The 18,459-nt window shown below is 64.7% G+C and carries 17 protein-coding genes; 6 read left to right on the top strand and 11 right to left on the bottom strand.

Annotated features, from left to right (window positions below):
- Positions 1-245 precede the first annotated feature (245 nt).
- Positions 246-1,214 carry an IclR family transcriptional regulator gene (locus NLF94_RS15510; RefSeq protein ID WP_254838539.1) on the bottom strand — a complete coding sequence of 323 codons (969 nt, stop codon included), beginning with the start codon at positions 1,212-1,214 and terminating at the stop codon, positions 246-248.
- Between the two features lie 189 nt (positions 1,215-1,403).
- On the opposite strand from NLF94_RS15510, the gene NLF94_RS15505 reads away from it, so the two are divergent.
- From NLF94_RS15505 to NLF94_RS15495, 3 genes are all read left to right on the top strand, one after another.
- On the top strand, positions 1,404-3,242 hold the full coding sequence (locus tag NLF94_RS15505) for an AMP-binding protein (RefSeq protein ID WP_350355831.1): 1,839 nt from the start codon (positions 1,404-1,406) through the stop codon (positions 3,240-3,242).
- Between the two features lie 39 nt (positions 3,243-3,281).
- Complete coding sequence (locus NLF94_RS15500) at positions 3,282-4,043, top strand: MarR family transcriptional regulator (protein WP_254838537.1); 762 nt, start codon at positions 3,282-3,284, stop codon at positions 4,041-4,043.
- Between the two features lie 115 nt (positions 4,044-4,158).
- Positions 4,159-4,650, top strand: coding sequence for a redoxin domain-containing protein (locus tag NLF94_RS15495; RefSeq protein ID WP_254838536.1), 492 nt, complete (start codon positions 4,159-4,161; stop codon positions 4,648-4,650).
- 31 nt (positions 4,651-4,681) lie between these two features.
- Here NLF94_RS15495 and NLF94_RS15490 read toward each other — a convergent pair whose 3' ends face one another.
- Together NLF94_RS15490 and NLF94_RS15485 are read right to left on the bottom strand one after the other, a co-directional pair.
- Positions 4,682-5,854 (bottom strand): acyl-CoA dehydrogenase family protein, encoded by a 1,173-nt coding sequence (locus tag NLF94_RS15490; RefSeq protein WP_254838535.1) that lies wholly within the window; start codon positions 5,852-5,854, stop codon positions 4,682-4,684.
- A 97-nt stretch (positions 5,855-5,951) separates the two neighbouring features.
- Positions 5,952-7,091: an acyl-CoA dehydrogenase family protein gene (locus NLF94_RS15485; RefSeq protein WP_254838534.1), complete on the bottom strand. Its 1,140-nt coding sequence runs from the start codon at positions 7,089-7,091 to the stop codon at positions 5,952-5,954.
- 180 nt (positions 7,092-7,271) lie between these two features.
- On the opposite strand from NLF94_RS15485, the gene NLF94_RS15480 reads away from it, so the two are divergent.
- The 3 genes from NLF94_RS15480 (at position 7,272) to NLF94_RS15470 (ending at position 9,827) form a co-directional block, all read left to right on the top strand.
- Positions 7,272-8,660, top strand: a complete 1,389-nt coding sequence (locus tag NLF94_RS15480; RefSeq protein ID WP_254838533.1) for an acyclic terpene utilization AtuA family protein — start codon at positions 7,272-7,274, stop codon at positions 8,658-8,660.
- 2 nt (positions 8,661-8,662) lie between these two features.
- On the top strand, positions 8,663-9,052 hold the full coding sequence (locus NLF94_RS15475; RefSeq protein WP_254838532.1) for an AtuA-related protein: 390 nt from the start codon (positions 8,663-8,665) through the stop codon (positions 9,050-9,052).
- Between the two features lie 250 nt (positions 9,053-9,302).
- On the top strand, positions 9,303-9,827 hold the full coding sequence (locus NLF94_RS15470; RefSeq protein WP_254838531.1) for a TBP family protein: 525 nt from the start codon (positions 9,303-9,305) through the stop codon (positions 9,825-9,827).
- Positions 9,828-9,830: 3 nt separating this feature from the next.
- Here NLF94_RS15470 and NLF94_RS15465 read toward each other — a convergent pair whose 3' ends face one another.
- The 8 genes from NLF94_RS15465 to NLF94_RS15430 all read right to left on the bottom strand — a co-directional run bounded on the left by NLF94_RS15465 (position 9,831) and on the right by NLF94_RS15430 (position 18,343).
- Complete coding sequence (locus tag NLF94_RS15465) at positions 9,831-10,883, bottom strand: hypothetical protein (RefSeq protein ID WP_254838530.1); 1,053 nt, start codon at positions 10,881-10,883, stop codon at positions 9,831-9,833.
- On the bottom strand, positions 10,880-11,527 hold the full coding sequence (locus tag NLF94_RS15460) for a UGSC family (seleno)protein (RefSeq protein ID WP_254838529.1): 648 nt from the start codon (positions 11,525-11,527) through the stop codon (positions 10,880-10,882). Before NLF94_RS15460 ends, NLF94_RS15465 begins: the two co-directional genes overlap by 4 nt.
- Before the next feature lie 108 nt (positions 11,528-11,635).
- The gene (locus NLF94_RS15455) at positions 11,636-12,289 is read right to left on the bottom strand and encodes a TlpA family protein disulfide reductase (RefSeq protein WP_254838528.1); all 654 of its coding nucleotides are present in this window, start codon (positions 12,287-12,289) and stop codon (positions 11,636-11,638) included.
- A gap of 48 nt (positions 12,290-12,337) precedes the next feature.
- Complete coding sequence (locus NLF94_RS15450; protein WP_254838527.1) at positions 12,338-13,324, bottom strand: ABC transporter permease; 987 nt, start codon at positions 13,322-13,324, stop codon at positions 12,338-12,340.
- Positions 13,321-14,382: an ABC transporter ATP-binding protein gene (locus tag NLF94_RS15445; protein ID WP_254838526.1), complete on the bottom strand. Its 1,062-nt coding sequence runs from the start codon at positions 14,380-14,382 to the stop codon at positions 13,321-13,323. Before NLF94_RS15445 ends, NLF94_RS15450 begins: the two co-directional genes overlap by 4 nt.
- Positions 14,375-15,427 (bottom strand): ABC transporter ATP-binding protein, encoded by a 1,053-nt coding sequence (locus tag NLF94_RS15440; protein WP_254838525.1) that lies wholly within the window; start codon positions 15,425-15,427, stop codon positions 14,375-14,377. The genes NLF94_RS15445 and NLF94_RS15440 overlap by 8 nt, the downstream gene beginning before the upstream one ends.
- The gene (locus NLF94_RS15435) at positions 15,424-16,335 is read right to left on the bottom strand and encodes an ABC transporter permease (RefSeq protein ID WP_254838524.1); all 912 of its coding nucleotides are present in this window, start codon (positions 16,333-16,335) and stop codon (positions 15,424-15,426) included. The genes NLF94_RS15440 and NLF94_RS15435 overlap by 4 nt, the downstream gene beginning before the upstream one ends.
- Before the next feature lie 109 nt (positions 16,336-16,444).
- Positions 16,445-18,343 (bottom strand): ABC transporter substrate-binding protein, encoded by a 1,899-nt coding sequence (locus NLF94_RS15430; RefSeq protein ID WP_254838523.1) that lies wholly within the window; start codon positions 18,341-18,343, stop codon positions 16,445-16,447.
- Positions 18,344-18,459 lie beyond the last annotated feature (116 nt).

The raw sequence follows: 18,459 nt of genomic DNA, 5'->3' as shown, positions 1-18,459 counted from the left end.
GGACACGCGGACGCTCGCCGATATATGGGTATCTCCTTCGATTCGGTATTTTCGAATCGAAGTCCCCGGCGACAGCGCCGCGATTCGGCTTCGTATCCCTCGTTCGATCGTTCGTCACTGGGGAACACACGCTCCCGGTGGCCCGACGTTCGGTCGGTGAACGGCCGGGACACGGGCGGGGACCGACTCGCCAGGATATCCGTGAGCGAAGCGAACGAGAAGTCGGCGAGGACGGTCGACCCGGTTCACGAGTACTTGAGATTCAGTTCGAGTTCGTTGACCGTCCCGAGGAGCCGTCTCGGGATTTCGGTCCGGAGGAGGTCGTCTCGCAGGCGGTGGCTCGGCCCGGAAACGCTCAAGGCGCCACAGACGTCCGTCCCGTTGGGCGTAACCGCGACCCCGACCGCGTGGAGGCCGGGGACGTTCTCCTCGAGGTTGAACGCGTATCCCCGTTCTCGGATGGTAGCGAGTTCGGAGAATAGCTCCCCCCTTTCGGTGATGGTGTTCTCGGTGACGGCTTCGAGGCCTCGGGTTTCGACGATTTCTTCGGCCCGCGCTTCGGGCAGGTTGGCGAGGATTGCCTTTCCGGCCGCCGTCGAGTGCAGCGGGATCCGCTTGCCGATGCCGGGATCGGTGTGGACCGCTCGCTCGCCGACTTCCCGGTACAGATAGACGCCGCGGCCGTGCTCTTCGACGATGAACTGGGCCCGTTCCTGGGTTTCCTCTGCGAGTTCCTTTACTTTGGCCCGACTTATCGTGTACCCCTCCTTTCTCGTCCGGGCGAACTCCCCCAGCTCGAGGAACTGCAGACCGACGTGATACTGATCGCCTTCACGAACGACGTACTCCGCGTCCGTCAGCGTCCGGAGGTGCTTGTGGATCGTGCTCTTGGCCATGTCCAGTTCCGTTGCGACCGCCGAGACGCCGGCCCCATCGAGTTCGTACAGCGCGTTGATAACGGCAAACGTGGTCTCGACGGATTTCACTGCGTCCCTGTCGGGACTCTCATTGCCCATGCTGTCAGTACTGTGGGTTCGGGTGTATATAAAGTTCCTCCCTGACGAACGGACGGTTCCCTCCTGGTGAACGGCGTACCGGTCCGATATCCTTCCCCGTCTCGACCCTCCGGCACCCCATACGATGGCAACGTCGGTCCGTCGACGGGCCGTCGTACTCGTCGATTCGGACTCGACGGCCACGTCACCGTTCGCCACCGACGAACGGTTCTCGGATGACTTTGCCGGGGCTGGAGTAAATCCGTACTGTGTCCTGCGAATTCGTCGCCCGACGAACGGGTCGACCGACCGGCCCCCGCCCGGAACAGGGCGACGAACCGCCTCGAAAGGGCCCGGGATGACGTCCGAGATATTCGCAATCCATTCGACGACCGTAGCGTACGGCGGATGGGGCGGGAGTCGGCGTCTCCGAGCAGCCCTCGGCTCGCCGGCAGCGAACGCCGATGCGGTTGTCCACCCTCCGGGTGGTGGGTCGGGATCGACGGACGCATCCCGGGGCGTCGACCGGACACGGAGCCGGCGGCACCGGTCCGGCGGCGAAAGTTATTTGTACTCTCCAGCAGACCTTCTGCTCGAATTGGCGGTCGGCCACCGGCAGGCTCATCCATACAAATGACTATCGAAACTCCACCCGGACCCGAAGTCCCGCCCGACGAATACGAGACGGTAACCGACGTAATCGAGGACAAAGTCGCGAGGAAAGGCGACGATCCACTGATGCACTTCAAAGAGGAGGTGTACAGTTACGAGGACATCGACGCGAAGGCGAACGCGATAGCGGCGTCACTGCAGGGGCTCGGTATCGAGAAGGGCGACAAGGTGTGTACGTTCCTCTACAACTCGCCGGACTATCTGGCACTCTGGTTCGGTATCGCCAAGGCGGGCGCCGTCCTGGTACCGCTGAACGTGAGCCTCAAGGCCAACGGCCTCGCGTACAACATCAACGACTCGGATGCGGATACGGTCGTCCTCGAGGAGGGGACCCGCGAGAACTACGAGACCGCCCGGGACGACCTCGAGAACGTCGAACGGGAGTACCTGATGGGCGACGGTGCCGACGGGGAAGACGGCTATCGTTCCTTCGACACGCTTCTGGACGGCGACGCCGACGCGTCGCCGGACGTCTCGCTGGGGCCCGACGACCCGATGTGCATCCTGTACACGAGCGGCACGACCGGAATGCCGAAAGGCGTCGTGCTCCCGCACTACTCGTACGTGAACACGGGCTGGGAGTACTGCAACAACATGCTGACCATCACCGAGGACGACAGGCTGTTCACCCACCTGCCCCTCTTCCACGTCAACGCCCAGCAGACGACCGTTATGGGGGCGTTGCTGGCCGAAACCGACTTCGCCATGGAGACGTGGTTCAGCGCCTCGGAGTACTTCGACCAGATCCGGGAGTACGACGCGACGATCTTCAACTACATCGGGACGATGATACCCGTCCTCTTCAAGCAGGAAGAGCGGGAGGACGACGCCGACAACCCGGCCCGAGTCGGCATCGGCGCCGCGGCCCCGCCGGACATAATCGAGGACTTCGAGGAGCGGTTCGACGTCTTCCTCCGGGAGGGGTACGGCCTGACGGAGACCGGCACTTCGGCGTGTATCAATCCGGCCGACGAGCGACGGATCGGCAGCGTGGGCAAATCCCTCACGTACACCGAACTCGAGATCGTCGACGAACACGACCGGCCGCTGCCGCCCGGCGAGGAGGGGGAGATCGTCGTTCGGAACACGCGGCCGAACACCGTCATGCAGGAGTACTACAAGAAGCCCGAGAAGACGGCCGAAACCTTCCGCAACCTCTGGATCCACACGGGAGACATCGGCAAGAAGGACGAGGACGGCTTCTTCTACTTCGTCGACCGGAAGGCGTACGCGATCCGGAGACGCGGCGAGAACGTCTCGTCGTTCGAGGTCGAGGCCGCCATCGAGAGCCACCCCGACGTTCAGGAGGCGGCGGTGTTCGGGGTCCCGAGCGAGCTGGGCGAAGACGAGGTCACGGCAGCGATCATCCCAAAGAGCGGCGCCGACCTCGAACCGCTCGACATCGTGAAACACTGCGAGGAACGCCTGGCGTACTTCAAGGTCCCCCGGTACGTCCGGTTCGTCGACGACTTCCCGAAGACGGCGACCGAACGGGTCGAAAAGTACAAGCTCAAGGAGGAGGGCGTCGACGACGCCTGGGACCGAGAGGAAGCCGGATACGAACTGGAACGGTAGCGCCACACAGCCACTCGTACACGAAAGACAGGACTCACCATGGCAGTAGAAAACAGACAGAACGGTCGATCGATCCCGCGGTCGGTCCGACAGAAGCAGATCCTGGACGTGGCCGCGGAGCACCCGGACGCATCGCTCGAGACGATCGCTATGGAGGTTCAGAGCGCGACGGTCGATCTCGTAGAGCGGGTCCTCGAGGAGTACGGCGACCCGGCGACGGGACGGTCCGACCAGCCCGACACGGACCTTGCTGACAACTCGGGCGATCCGCCCGAAACGAACTCGACCGATACCCCGACCGACCGATCCGACCCGCCCGAAGCGGAACCACCGGCGCCCGAACCGGACGAGGACCTCCCGGATCACTCGTCGCTCACCGACGAGCAGTGGGAGACGCTCCGGGCTATCTACCGGAACCCCGAGGCGACTCAAAAGGAGATCGGGGAGCGTCTCGACGTGGCGAGGGCGACCGTGAGCAACCGCGTCAACGCTATCGATGGGTTCGACTGGGACGACCGGTACGCGATGGCGTCGGCGGTCTTCGACGCCTCCGCCGCCGGTTCACGGGACGTGAGGAACGGAACGACCGCCGACGTGCGGAACAGCGAACCGATGGTCGAACAGCTTTCGGCCCGGATCGAAGCGCTCGAACGGCAACTGGAAGATTCGGACGCGGGGAGCGACGCCGAGACACCGCTCGACGATCCACAACTCGCCCACAGAGTAATGCACGCCTGCCTGAAGTCCGACGCGATCACCGAACCCGAGGAGCTCCGGATCGTGAAGGCGTTGATCGAGTGAGACGTTCCGGTCGGACGGCCCCGTCACAGTCGCGCCGTCCGGGGTACCGGTTCGACGGATCGCTGGGACCCCCCGGACCGAAACAGCCATCCGTCGTGAGAGTCATCGACAGGTAATGGTTTCCGAAGGATCCACGGCGCCCGAGTTCACCCTGCCACTGGCCGGCGGGGCGTCCTACGACGACATCGAGACGTTCGCGCTTGCCGAGGAGGTGGGAGATGGCCCGATCATCCTGGCGTTCTACCCCGCGGCGTTCACGGGTGGGTGTACCGAGGAGATGTGCGCGTTCCGGGACGCCATGCCGGCGTTCGAGGACCTGAACGCGCGGGTGTACGGGGTCAGCGTCGATCTCCCGTTCGCACAGAACGTCTGGATCGAGCAACACGATCTCGGCTTCCCGATGCTCTCCGACTGGGACCACCGGGTGATACACGAGTACGACGTCGTTCGAGAGGGCCTGCGCGGGGCTCTCGAGGTGGCCCGGCGGAGTATCTTCGTCGTCGACGAGAACGGGACGGTCGCCTACAGGTGGGTCCGGCAGGGCGAGAACCCCGACTTCGACGCGCTGGTATCGACCGTTAGAGCCGAAATCGAGGCCATAACCTGACGCGGAGGCGATCGGCGGGCGGGCGCCGTTCTCACTCCGGGAGCAGTTCGTCGGCGATGATGCGTTTCTGGATCTCGCTCGTGCCCTCGAAGATCCGCGTGAGGCGAGCGTCACGCCAGTATCGCTCGACGTCGAAGTCGGTGGTGTACCCGTAGCCGCCGTGGACCTGGATCCCCTCGCTGGTCACCCACTCGGCGACCTCGCTGGCGAACAGCTTTGCCATGGCGGCCTCCGCGGCCGCGTTCTCGCCGGCCTCGACGGCCTCGGCCACCAGGAGCGTCAGCGCCCTGGCCGCCTCGGTCTTCGTCGCCATCTCGGCCAGTTTGAACCGGATCGCCTGGAACCGGTCGATCGACTGGTCGAACTGCTCGCGCTCGTGTGCGTACTGGATCGAGTCCTCCAGCGCACCTCGAGCGAGTCCGACCGCCCGGGCCGCGGTGTGGACCCGCCCCTCCTCGAAGAACTCCATGATCTGGTAGAACCCCTGTCCCTCCTCGCCGCCGACGAGCTTGTCCGCGTCGACGCGGACGTCGTCGAAGTTCACCGACCAGGTCTTCCAGCCGTGGTACCCGATCTTGTCGATCTCCTGGCCGCTCAACCCCGCCCGGTCGAAGGTCCCCCGGGGTTTCTCGACGATGAACCCGGAGATCCCCCGGTGTGCCGGTTCCGCGTCGGGATCGGTCACCGCGTACGTCAGGATGAAATCCGAGCCCTTTGCGAACGTCGTCCACATCTTCTGGCCGTTCAGGACGTACTCGTCGCCGTCCCGTTCGGCGCGGGTCTGCATGTTGGCGACGTCCGACCCGGCGCCCGACTCGCTTATAGCGATGCTCTTCAGCACCTCGCCGCGCGCCATCCTCGGGAGGTACTTTTCGCGCTGGGTCGGGGTCGCCCCCGGGAGGCTCTGTCCGCGGGCGATGATGCTGCCGACGCTCAGCCACCCCCGGGAGAGCTCCTCGGCGATGACCGCGTACGCCCGCAGATCCAGCCCGAGTCCGTCGTACTCCTCGTCGATCAGGATGCCGAAGAACCCCATCTCGGCGAGCGCGTCGACGAGTTCCCGCGACATCGTCTCCCGCTCGGGGTCGCGCTCCCGGGCCTCCGGGAGCACTTCGGCGTCGACGAACCTGCGGGTCTCGTCCCGAAGCATTCGCTGTTCGTCGGTGAGGACGGCGTCGGCGATCTCGTTAGTCGATCGGTTCATTCGTGGCGTGTATCCTGGCGGTCGGGTGGGTCATTCGTGGTATGTGTTCCGGGTGAACTACCGGTTTCGTCTCGGTTCTGACGGGGCTCGATTGGCATCACGCAATCGACGGCAGGCCCTCGTCGAGCAACACGTCCGCGATGGTGTTCTTCGTGATCTCGTCCGTCCCGGCGGCGATCCGGCGCCCGCGCTGGAGGCGGTAGAGGTACTCCAGGGGGTGTTCGCGCTGGTACCCGGCCGCGCCGAACAGCTGTAGCGCCTCGCTGACGACTCGCTCTACGGTTTCGCTCGCGTAGAGCTTTGCGACGTTCGCCGTGAGCCGATCCGGGACCCTGCTCTGCGATTGGGCACCGATCGCGGCCCGGTAGGTGAGCGACCTGGCCGCCTCGAGTTCCTTGACCGCGTCCGCCAGCTTCCAGCGTAGCCCCTGGAAGTCGGCGATCCGCTGGTCGAACTGTTCTCGCTCCTGTGCGTACTCCAGGGCGTGATCGAGCGCACACCGACTCATCGCGTTTGCGTACGCCGCACTGCCGACCCGCTCCCAGTTGAGCGCCTTGAGCTGCTGTTTGAACGCCTCGCGTCCCCGAACGAGTACGTTCTCCTCGGGGATACGGACGTCCTCCATGAAGAAGTGCGTCTGCGTGTCCCCGGCCATGTTCGTGTAGTGTTCGCCGATCTCGACCCCGTCGGCGTCGAGGTCGACGACCACGGTGCCCAGGTTGTCGTCGGGGAAGCGCGTCCAGACGACGGCCGCGTCCGCGTCGGGAACCCAGCTGACCCAGATCTTCTCGCCGGTGATTCGCAGGCCAGCGTCGGTCCGCTCGACCCGCGTGTTCATCGAGCCGACGTCGCTGCCGGCGTGGGGCTCGCTGATAGCGATAGCGATCACCGACTCCCCGTTACAGACGGGCGGGAGGTACTCCTCTTTGGCCGTTTCGGTCCCGAACATCTCGATCGCCCGGGGGGCGACCATGGTCTGTCCGTACAGTGCGTTCGCGGTGTCGGGACACACCGTCCCGACGGTCTCGATGGCCAGAATCGCCTCGAGTTCCGTCATGCCGCCGCCCCCGTACGCTTCGGCGATGTTGAGGCCGAACAGCCCCTGATCCGCGAGCAGTCGAACGTTCTTCCAGGGGAACTCCCCCTCCCAGGTGAATGCCCGGTCGGCGAACTCCCGTTCGGCGATGTCCGCCAGCACGCTCACGAGCATTTCCTGCTCGTCGTCCAGAGCCAACATGGTCACCGATTGGGCGACCCGCGAATTAACCTTTTGGATCGGTGAACCCCGGACGGCTCGCCGGAACGGTGGATCGACCCGACCCGTCGAGGTCGCCCGTGGACCGTCCGGGGGCGGTATCTCGATCGCTCTCCCCTGAGCACAAACGTTTATAGTGGAGAGGAGAGAATCGAAGATACCATGGGAACCAGTGGCAAGACATTGCGGATCGGCTGTGGGAGCGCAGGACACGGCCAGCGGGAGGACGTCGCGATCAAGGTCGTCGAGGACGGGGACGTCGAGTACCTCTGCTGTGACAGGTTGGCCGAGCGCACGCTCGCAAACGCACGGCGGCGAATGCTCACGGGGACCGGCCCGGGATACGACCCCCGGCTCGAACCCTGGTTCGAGGCGCTGATCCCGCGGTGTGTACGCCAGGACATCACGATAATCGGCAGTTTCGGCGCCGCGGACACGCAGGGAGCCGGGGAGAAGATCGCCGAGATTGCCGCGGAGTTGGGATACGACGATCTCACGATAGCTACGATAACCGGCGACGACATCGTCGACGCGATCGAGGACGACGCGGTCGATATGGAACACGCCGTAACCGGCGAGTCGGTGCAGTTCGAGGAGTCGCCGCTGATGGCCCACGCGTACATCGGCTCCGAGCCCATCGTCGACGCGCTCGCCCAGGGCGCCGACGTCGTCATCGGGGGGCGTCTCACTGACCTCTCGCTGTTCCTGGCGCCGATGATACACGAGTTCGGGTGGGACGGGGACGATCTGGAGACGCTCGCCAACGGCGCGACCGTCGCCCACCTGCTGGAGTGTGGCGCCGCGGCGACGGGCGCGAGCATCCACCAGCCGGGGTACGTCGAAGTGCCGGGACTCGGGGACATCGGGCTACCGCTCGCGGAGGTCGAAGCGAACGGGGAGGCCGTCGTGAGCCAGCCCGCCGACTCCGGGGGCGTCGCAAACGAGCTGAGCTTCGGCGTCAAACTCGGCTACGAGGTCCACGATCCGACGGCGTACAAGACGCCGGAGCTGACGCTCGACGTGAGCGGGGTCGAACTGGAACAGGTCGACGAGAACCGGGTCCGGGTGTCCGGGGCGGCCGGCGAGCCGGCGCCCGACACGCTGAAGGCGCTGGTCGGGTTCCAGAACGGCTTCATCGCCGACGTCCAGGGTAGCTGGGCCGGACCGGACTCCTACGAGAAGGCGAAGGTGGTCCGGGACACGGTGCTCAAACCGAAACTCGAGGCGTGGGAACACGCCGACGAGGTCGTCGAAACGCGGTTCGACATCATCGGCGTCGACGCGGTTCACGGGCCCGCCGCAGGGGAACCGGACTGCGATCCCAACGAGGTCCGGCTCCGCGTCGCGGCGAAGGTCGAAACCGAGGCGGCGGCGAAGGACCTGGCTCACCTGACGGCCGTGAACATCTATCCGACGTGTGCGGGGGCCGGCGGCGTCGGCATGGACGTCAACCCGAACCTCACTATCCATCCGACCCTCGTCTCCCCCGAGGCAGTCTCGACCGACGTCAACATCGTACCCGTCCCGGCGACCGAACCGGAGGCGATGTAACCATGAGATCGATCAAGGTCAAGGAGATCGCGTTCTCCCGGAGCGGTGACAAGGGCGACATCTCCAACGTCCACGTCGTTCCCTACCGCACCGACGACTACGAGCTCCTGATGGAGGAACTGACCGTCGACCGGGTGGCCGAGGCCTACGACGGGCTCGTCGACGGGCCGATCGAGCGGTACCCGTTCGACGGCATCTCCGCGATCAACTTCGTGATGCACGAGGCGCTCGACGGGGGCGTCATCGGTCGGAGTCTGAACATGGACATCCACGGCAAGTCCCGGGGCAACATCATGATGGACATCGACATCGAGGTGCCGGACGACTTCGAACTGCCGGAGACCCCGAGCGACGAGGATCGACGCGGACGGCTCCACCCGGCCGTCGAGTAACTCGCGTTTCGACCGACCGAGCGGTCGGTGGCTCTTCCCTTTCCGTATCGCCGACCGTGGGACTGGGTATCAACCGACAATCATGACAACAGTAAATATGTTATGCGTGAGGTATTCCCTGTCAAATGGGGGTCCTCGAGACGCCACCGGCCCGACCGGGTCGCGGTCCCGTCGACGCCGGACCGTGCGGCACGGCGTCGGTCGCCGGCGGCCCCCGCCAATTTATCCGTGGCCGCAAACCAGGTGACACATGGTGCGACTCGTGAACGTCGTCGGGTCCGGTCGACTGAACCAGTACGTCGACCTGGATCGCATCGAGCGGGCGGCCCGGGGACGGTACGACTGTACCCGCCACCCCGGACGCCTGAGCCTCCGGACCACAGACGACGGGCCGGTGGTGACCGTCCACCGGACCGGGAAGTACTCGGTCCGGAACGCGGGATCCGACGAGGAACTCGAGGCGACGAACGAGGCCGTACTGGCGTTTCTCTCGGGGAACGTCGACGAGGACATCGCCGCGAAGAACCCCCTGTCGATCGACAACCGGGTCTGGGTAGCGGAGCGGTCCGGGGGGGTCGATCTCGACGCGCTCAACGAGCGCCTCGGCGAGAACGCGATCCTCCCGGAGCGATCCGGGGCCGCCCTCGTCTACCGGTACCCGGATCGGGATGTCGTCGTCTTCGTCACGCGGGCGGGAACCGTGACCGTCTCGGGGGTCGTAGCGGAGGACCCCGCCGAGCGGATTCTCGAGGAAGTAGCGTCGGCGATGGAGTGATCGTCAGGCGCTGCGGAACTCCTCGACGGACTCGACGGCCGTTCCGTCCTCGAGCGTTATCGGGACCGTCTCCGTCTGCCACTGGCTGAAGTCGGGGAAGAAAAACGAGTGCCGACCTTCGCCACCGGTCACGGTCACGATGACGTCCTCGGGCGTCGGACACATGCCGATCCGCCCGTCGGGGTGTCCGACGTCGAAGTGCTTCGGCCACGAGGCCGCGACGTCGCCCGGATCGGGTCGGTGGAGCCCCCGGCCTTCCCACTCGGATTTCGGCACCCGGGCCTGGTCGTAGATGTACCGCTTGATGTCGATCTTGTCCCAGCCGTCGGCGGCCAGCATGTCCGCGTGCTCGGGACAGAGCGACAGGTGCGGTTCGCCCAGCCGGCTCAGGTACATCATGTTCGTCCCGACCGTCGCCATCGTCTTCGCACAGGTCGAGAGGATGCTCGCGCTGTCCGTCGAGATGTGGTCGTTGATCTGTCTGGGGCCGACCTCGGCGCCGAAGACGGTCACCGTCGACGTCGACTCGTCGAAGCCGCGCTCGACATGCAGCGGGGTCCAGGGGTTACGCTTCTCGTTCTCCGCCCAGCAGAGGCCGTACTTGTGTGGGCCGCCGTAGGTGGCCTCGTCCGTGTCGCCCGGGACCGCCCCCCCGACGTTCATGCAGATGAGGGTGATCGCTCGCCCGATCGTGGCGTTGGACTGAAAGCCCGGCCCCAGGGCGTTGCGACCGTAGTTCACCTCCAACTCCTCGACGACCGGCCCGTTTATCATCACGACCGGCCACCCCGGGAACGTCGTGGTGAGGATGTTGTGCAGCGCCTCCTCGTCGTGGAGCATCCCCTCGACTGCCGCCAAGATCAGGGGGAAGTACCGCGGCTGACAGCCGGCGACGACGGCGTTGATCGCGAGTTTCTCGACCGTCGCCTCCCCGAACTTCGGCGGGATCGCCCCCAGCGAGTGGTCGGGCGCGAGGTCGGTGTACTCGAGGAACTCGTCGACCCGCTCGCGCGTCGGCGAAACGCCGGGCAACCCGTCTATCGCGGTGTCGCTCATTCTAGTATGTCCAGAGTACACCGATCGTAGCTGGGTCGCTCGGCGAAGTCGTCGAGTTCGTACCGGCTCTCGAACTCGGCCCGCACCGTCTCCGGTGGGTTGGTCAGTGCGAATATCGTGTCCTCGACGAGTTCGTCCGTGACGCGTTCGGGCACGGTCTCGGGATCGATCTGGGCGACGGGGTGTTCGATGGGGACGACTGCGAGCCCCGATGCCCCGAGGTGGTGGCCGTCGAAGACCCCGAGCGGGTAGAACTCCTCGGTGACGAAGGCGACGGCGGGAATGTCGCGCTCTTCGAGGGCGACCACGTCCTTGATCGTGTTCGTCGTACAGGACCCGCAGTGTCCGTACGCCATCAACACGACGTCGCTTACGGGTGCGACTTTCTCCTCGACGGTTCCCCAGTATGAACCCGGCCGGATCGCCTGCGGCTTCATCACGAGGTCGTTGAACTCGGCCTCCGAGAACCGTTCCCCGAGGGCGTCGGTGAGCGCCTCGAGGAACTCGACGGAGTTCGGGAACCCGTTGCTGTACGGCGTTACTCGCACCCCGTCGAGCGTGCTGGGACGTTCCGCCATCTCGATTTCGGTGATGTCCGGTTCGCCCGTGGGGTCCAGCGTCTTCTGTGTGTGTTTCTGTGCCACAGTAGCAAAGGGGTCGGTACGCAAAGAAGTAAACCTATCGGAACGTGTAAGCGTTTTTATTCTTGCTCCGCACGTCGTTCCTAAAACGTTTCTCGGGCGCCGGGTCCGTCAGCGTGGGGTCTTCAGGAACTCCCGTAGTTCCGTCTCGAGCGCCTTCTCGCCCTGTGGTCCGACGTGTCGGACTTCGACGCGGCCGTTCAGCGTGTACAGGGTCGTCGGGGCGACTGCGGCGTCGAACTCCTCTCTGAGGACGGTCGCACAGTCCGGGCCGTACACGGCGAGTCGGGCGACCGAATCCGGGATGTCGACGGCTTCCAGTGACTCCTTCATGGCGTCACAGGGGGGGCAGTCCTCGCGCCAGGCGTAGACGATCGTTCGACGATACAGCTCGACGAGGGTCAGGAGGCGCTGGCAGTCGACGGGCAAGAACCCCTCCGGGAGAGCGTCCGATGGCTCCGGTCGTCCGGTGAACCGGTCGACGACCGGCGCCAGCCGGAGGAGTTCCTCGTGACCGAGTTCGGTCCTGTCCCGCAGGGCGAGAAAGGACGCCACGAACTCCGGGTCGCTCGATGCGACGTCCGCAAGCGAGGCCGGGAGTTCGGAACCGAGCGGTTCGGCCGACGGGTCCGACCCACCGTTCCTCGCCGCCGAAACGTACCCCTCGTAGTCCCGTCGGAACGGCTCGGTGACGGTAATCCCGTCGCCGTCCGCCGACAGGACGCCGTCGTCGAGAAGCCGGTCTACGAGTTCTGACCGTTCCATAGTGGTTCGCACGACCGCCCTGGAATTGAATGTGTCGGTGAGCCGGACCTAGGATTCGACGCTCACCCGGGGGTCTATGACCCCGTACATGATATCGACGAGGTAGTTGCCGATGATCACGAAGGCGGCGATCAGGAAGAACACGAACTGGATCACCGGCAGGTCCCGGGCCAGCACCGCCTGAATCAGCGCACGACCCATCCCCGGCCAGTTGAAGACGACCTCGAGCAGGACCAGCCCTCCCATGCTCGCTGCGAGGGAGATCGGGTACAGCGTGATGACCGGCAGGCTCGCGTGCTTCGCCAGGTGCTTCGTTCGCTTCCAGCCCGGGACGCCGGTGACCCGGTGGTAGAAGAAGAAGTCCTGGTTCCGCACTTCGACGCTGCTCGTCCGCATTATCAGCAGCGGGAGATACAGGTACTTGATCACGATCACCGAGAACGGCAGGATGTAGTGGCGGACGAACTCGCCCGTCACGTAGTGGGCCCACCAGGGCGCCGAATCCGGGTACGTCGTTCCCGGCGACCGGATCCCGGAGGTCGGGAGCAGATCGAACCACCCGGCGAAGACGATGATGCCCAGGATGCCCAGGAAGAATATCGGCGACGTACCGGTCATGAGCGCCGGGATGAAGCCGTACTTTTCCAGCTTCGAACCGCGGTTGCTACCCATGATCGCGCCGATGACCGACCCCAGGACGTACGCCACCGTCAGCGCGGGCGCGATGAGGATAAACGAGTTGAAGATACGGAGTTTGACGGCGTCCCAGACCGGCCGCTGACTCTGCGTGGAGAACCCGTACTCCAGCGTCAGGAAGTTGGTGAGGTAGTTCCAGTACTGGACGTACAGGGGGTCGTTGAGCCCCCACGCTTCCCGGAACTGATCGACCGTCTCGGGTGAGGCCCCTTGCCACAGCATCAGGTCCGCGTAGTCGCCCGGCATCATCCGGAAGAGGACGAACAACACGGTCATGGCCAGCCACAGCAGGAATATCGTCTGCACGGTTCGGGCCAGGAAGTATCGGGTTCGGCTCATCGCGTCTCACTCACCTCCGGTGACTGGGCCACGCTGTCCTCCGTCGTCTCGTGGTCCGTCCGCGCTTCGTGATCGTAGTGCAGGTGACACGCCGTGTACTGCTCCTCGCCGACCTCGACGAACTCCGGCGTCTTCTCGCAGACGTCCATCCGCTCGGGACACCGGTCCCTGAACCGGCACCCCTCTCCCAGTCCGATGGGATCCGGCGCGGAGCCTTCCATGCTCGTTCTCGAGCGGTCGGTGTGCGGGTCGGGGATCGGAATCGCGTTGAGCAGCGCCTTCGTGTAGGGGTGTTTCGGGTCATTGACGAGGTCGATTGTCGGGGCGCTTTCGACGATCCGCCCCAGATACATCACGTTCACTCGGTCACAGATGTGGCCGACCGTCGAGAGGTCGTGGGAGATGTACACCATCGAGACCCCGAACTCGTCGGTCAGCTCGGAAAGGAGGTTCAAGATCGCGGCCTGCGTCGAGACGTCCAGCATCGAGACCGGCTCGTCGGCCAGCAGGATGTCGGGTTCCAAGATCAGTGCCCGGGCGATCGCCACGCGCTGTTTTTCGCCCCCGCTCAGCTGCCGCGGGAGCTGGTCGAGGAACTTCTCGGGGGGCGATAGCTCGACGGTTTCGAGCGTCTCACGGACCCGCCGATCCCGGTCCTCGAACCCGTGGATGTAGAGCGGTTCGCGCAACGTCTCCTCGACGGTCATCTTGGGGTCCAGCGAGTTGAACGGGTCCTGGAAGATGATCTGTACGTTGCTTCGGAAATCCTTCCAGTCGCTTCGGTCGAACGAGGACAGGGCCCGCCCCTGGTACAGTATCTCCCCGCCCGTCGGGTCCTGCAGCCCCATCAGCGCCTTCACTAGCGTGGTCTTGCCGCATCCGGACTCGCCGATCACCGCCGTCACCTCGTTTTCGGCCAGCTCCATCGATACCCCGTCGACCGCCCGTACCATCTCCTCGTCCCTGAAGGGCGTCATCATCATCTCGGTGATGCTCTTGCTCTGAGAGAAGTGAACGCTCAGATCGCGTGCCTCCAGTACGGGCGTCGAATCACTCACGGTTGTCCACCTCGGTTGCCTGGGCACGGTCGCCGGCCGTCTTCGAGCGGGCGTACTCCGCGTTCAGATCCTCGTCCTTCCGAATGCAGGCGGCGACGTGGTCGCTCGACCGGTCGCTCTCGGTCGGTTCCAGCGCGGGTGCGGCTTCGTGGCACTCCTCTATCGCCCACGGACACCGATCGGCGAACGTACAGCTGTTTACGTCACCGTAGAGTTCGGGGGGATAGCCCTCCACGACGCCCAGGTCCTGACTCGGGTACCGGATGTCCGGGAAGGCGTCCTGTAACATGATCGAATAGGGGTGCAGCGGCGAGTCGTACACGTCGGTCGTACCTCCGACTTCGGCCACCTGTCCGGCGTGGAGAATCGCCATCCGGTGGCAGCTTTCGAACACGACGCTGATGTCGTGTGTGATGAGGACGATGCTGATGTCGAACTCGTCTTGGACCTCCTCCAGGTACTCGAACACCTGGTCCTGCATGATCACGTCCAGCGCCGTCGTGGGCTCGTCGGCGATGATGAGCTTCGGCTCCAGGAGGAGCGCGAGCGCGATGACCGCGCGTTGCTGCATCCCGCCCGATAGCTCGTGGGGATACGCGGCGATCCGGTCTTCCTGGAGACCCAGGATAGTGAAAAGCTCCCGAAGCCGGTCCATGGCCTCACTTTTCCCCATGTCCGTGTGGATGTCGGCGATCTCCCACGCTTTCTCCTTTATCCGCTGTAACGGATCGAGCCCGTCGAGGGCGTTCTGTGGGATGTAGGACACCTCCTTCCACCTGATCTTCTCGTTGAGCTGTCGCTCCGAGAACGACTGTATCTCCTCGCCGCGGTATTTGATCCGGCCCGACGTGACCCGGCCGTTCTCGTCGAGTGCCCCGATGATCGAATGGGCGAGCGTCGTCTTCCCACAGCCGGATTCACCGACGAGTCCGAAGAACTCGCCGGTTTCGATCGTCAGCGATGCGTCGGACACCGCGGTGAGGTCCCCGTCGGTCGTCCCGTACTTGATCGTCACGTCCTCGATTTCCAGCAACGGTTCGCTCATTGCATACCCTCCATTTCCGAACTTCCGATCTCGCCGCTGACTATCGACTCGTACCGCCGGCCGATGATGTACACCGACAGGACGGTGAACGATATGAACAGCCCCGGCGCGAGCGCCCACCACCAGTTCGACCGCATCGCTCCCGATCGGTGGGCGTTACGGAGCATCACCCCCCAGTCCGGAATGAAGGGGTCCGATACACCGAGGAACGCCAGCCCCGCGTAGGCGAGGATCGAGGTCCCCATCCCGAGCGCCAAGAAGAGGACGATCATGCTCGCTATGTTCGGCAGGATGTGTTTGTATATGATGTAGGGCGTGCTGGCACCCGTCGCCCGCGCGGAGACGACGAACGGCCGTTCCTTGATCTGCAGCACCTGGGACCGTAACACCCGGGCACTGCCCCGCCACAGGACCAGTCCGATCAGGAGGATAGACGACCAGAACCCGATCCCGAACAGCGTTATGATCACGATAGCGAACGGGATGAACGGGATGATGTACCAGAAGTCGGTCAGACGCATCAACACGTTCTCGACGTACCCCCCCACGTACGCCGCTGTGACGCCTACTGTCATCCCGATTGTGATCATCGTCGTTCCTCCCAAGAACCCGATCAGGACCGTCGGCTGTGCGCCGAAGACGAGCCTCGCCAGGATGTCACGCCCGCCGTCGGTCGTCCCGAGGGGGTGCTCGAGGGAGGGCGACTCCCCTCGCAGGAGTTCCCCCTCGTCGCTCCAGACCCGTTCGTCGTACTCGTAGGCGGTGAACTGCGGTCCGACGGCCGCGAGCAGCAGTATGAACAGGAGCCAGAGCAGCGCTACCCGCGACAGTCGGTCGTTCCAGATCGCACGGAAGAAGAAAACGGTGTTTTCGACGACGAAACTCTCCCGAATCGTAGCTACGTCCATCTCTCTGACGGTCGAGATTGCTCGTGAATTTTGAAGCTTGCTTTTCATGCGGTGGTCAGTGCGGTCGCGGGGTCGTGATCAGTGATAGGACGTCCATCCACTTCGGGGCCTATCCGGACTGCCCGATGTACTCGCCACTTTCGTCGTCGAGGCAGGGGAACTCCGTCGGATCCGGCGTCGACTCTGCGGGCCATCTCGGCTCGAGGTCGGCCCCCGACGGGTAGTAGAGCCGTCCGTCGCCGTCCCAGCTGAACCCGCCCTCGGCGAGGGCTTCCCTCGCCCCCTCGACGTCGCCGCTCGGGTCGTCCGTGAAGTGGGGCAGGTCGTCGGGGAAGAACGGGTGGGTCGGCACCATCTCGCCGACGGCCGCCTCCGTGATGACGTTCCCCATCCCGCCGTTGGTCAGTTCGTTGATCAGCCGTCGGTTGGGCACCTTCGCGACTGCCTCCCGGAACGCCTTGAAGAATCCCGGCGCCTCCGCCAGTTGTAACCGTATCTGGTAGCCGGTCCAGCCCTGCTGGGTGGCCGTGGCCAGGTTGTCGGTGTTCATGTCGGACTCGATCTGCGAGAGCAGCGCCGGACGGATCGAGGTCGAGACGTTTATTTCGCCGGCGGTGAACGCCTGAATCTTCGTCTGGTCGTCGCTGAACGGGACGAACACGATGTCGTGATCCGGCGTCGCAAGCGGGTGGTTCCCGTCGGAACGACCCGTCAGCCGGGCCGCACTGTTGGGCTCGAAGGTCTCCAGCTCGAACGGCCCGGAACCGATGACCGTATCCGGGATGAACTGCTCGGGGTTGTCCCGGGCGCCCTCCCACGTGTCCGGGTGAAGGATCCCCCACTGAGCCATGCTCGCCAGCGTAAACGTCAGGTTCGGGCTCTCGAAGTCGAACCGGACCGTCAGGTCGTCGACCACCTCGGCGGACTGGAACTCGACCCGCGACTGCTGAACCAGGGTCTTCAGGTCCCTGACCAGTTCGTACGTGAACTTCACTTCCTCCGCCGTGATGGGGTCGCCGTTGTGGAAGGTCAGCCCCTCCTTGAGCGTGACGGTGACCGACCACGAGTCGCCCTCGTCGGACGTCTCCCAGCTGTCGGCCAGCACGTTCACCCGCTCGAGGGACTCGGGGTCGTACATTATCAGCGGGGAGAAGACGAGATTGTTGTACATCACGGTCGTGTCCATCCCCAGGCTGCCGATGAGCTCCCGCTTGGAACTCAGCCCTTCCTGGGAGAAGTCCGAGATGATCTCGTTGTTCTCGTTGGTCGGCGACGATGTCATGTAGAACAGCGGGTTGTTCCGCGAGTAGCCGAGCTCTCCCGCCGTCCCCGGCTCGACCGCGTCGGTGCGGACTGCACCGAGTTCGACGACGTTCGTCGCCGCACACTGCTGGTAGTCCTCTGCCAGCAGCTGCATCGCCTCCGTGACGTGTTCCTGAAGCTCCTCGCGGCTGGTGGCCGTCCTGGCCTCGTCGATCGCCGCCGACACGTCACAGGCCGTGTAGTTGTTCGTGGACGTTCCGGGGGCGGCACCCGCACGCTCGATGTGTTCCCGCTCCAGCTGGCGCAGGGGGTCGAGGCGGTCGGGCGTGGGGTTCCCGTACATGTAGGTGATGTCGTAGTGGCGCTGGTCCTTGGAGTTCGCCACGACGTACGTCAGCCCGTCCATCGGGTTCGTCTCCGCCCGGACACCTATCTTCTCGAGGTCCTGCACCAGTACGTCGATTCCCGCCTCGAGTTCCGTCGTCCTGGGTGCGTTCCCCATGTAGGAGAACTCCAGTACGGGTACCCGTTCGGCATCGTCGTCGGGCGTCGGTTCGGTGTCCTCACCGTTGCCGTTGCCGTTCCCGTTGCCGTTCCCGTTGCCGTTGCCGTTCCCGTTGCCGTTACCATTGCCGTTGCCGTCGCCGTTGCCGAACGAGCAACCTGCCAGCCCGACGGCACCGACGGCACCGACGGTCTGGAGAACTCTACGCCTCTCGACGGATCGCTTGCCATTGCCGACCATTGCTTCGCAAGATAGCTTCTGACTACTTAAATATTAGGGGGCGAAAGTACGCGCTATCCCACAGGTCGCGGCCGGTTTCCGCCGCGAGACCGCCCCGAAGAACGCTGCCTCGGCCG

It is taken from the genome of Natronomonas marina, assembly GCF_024298905.1.
Lineage (GTDB): Archaea > Halobacteriota > Halobacteria > Halobacteriales > Haloarculaceae > Natronomonas > Natronomonas marina.
This window is presented reverse-complemented; position numbering and strand designations above follow the sequence as displayed.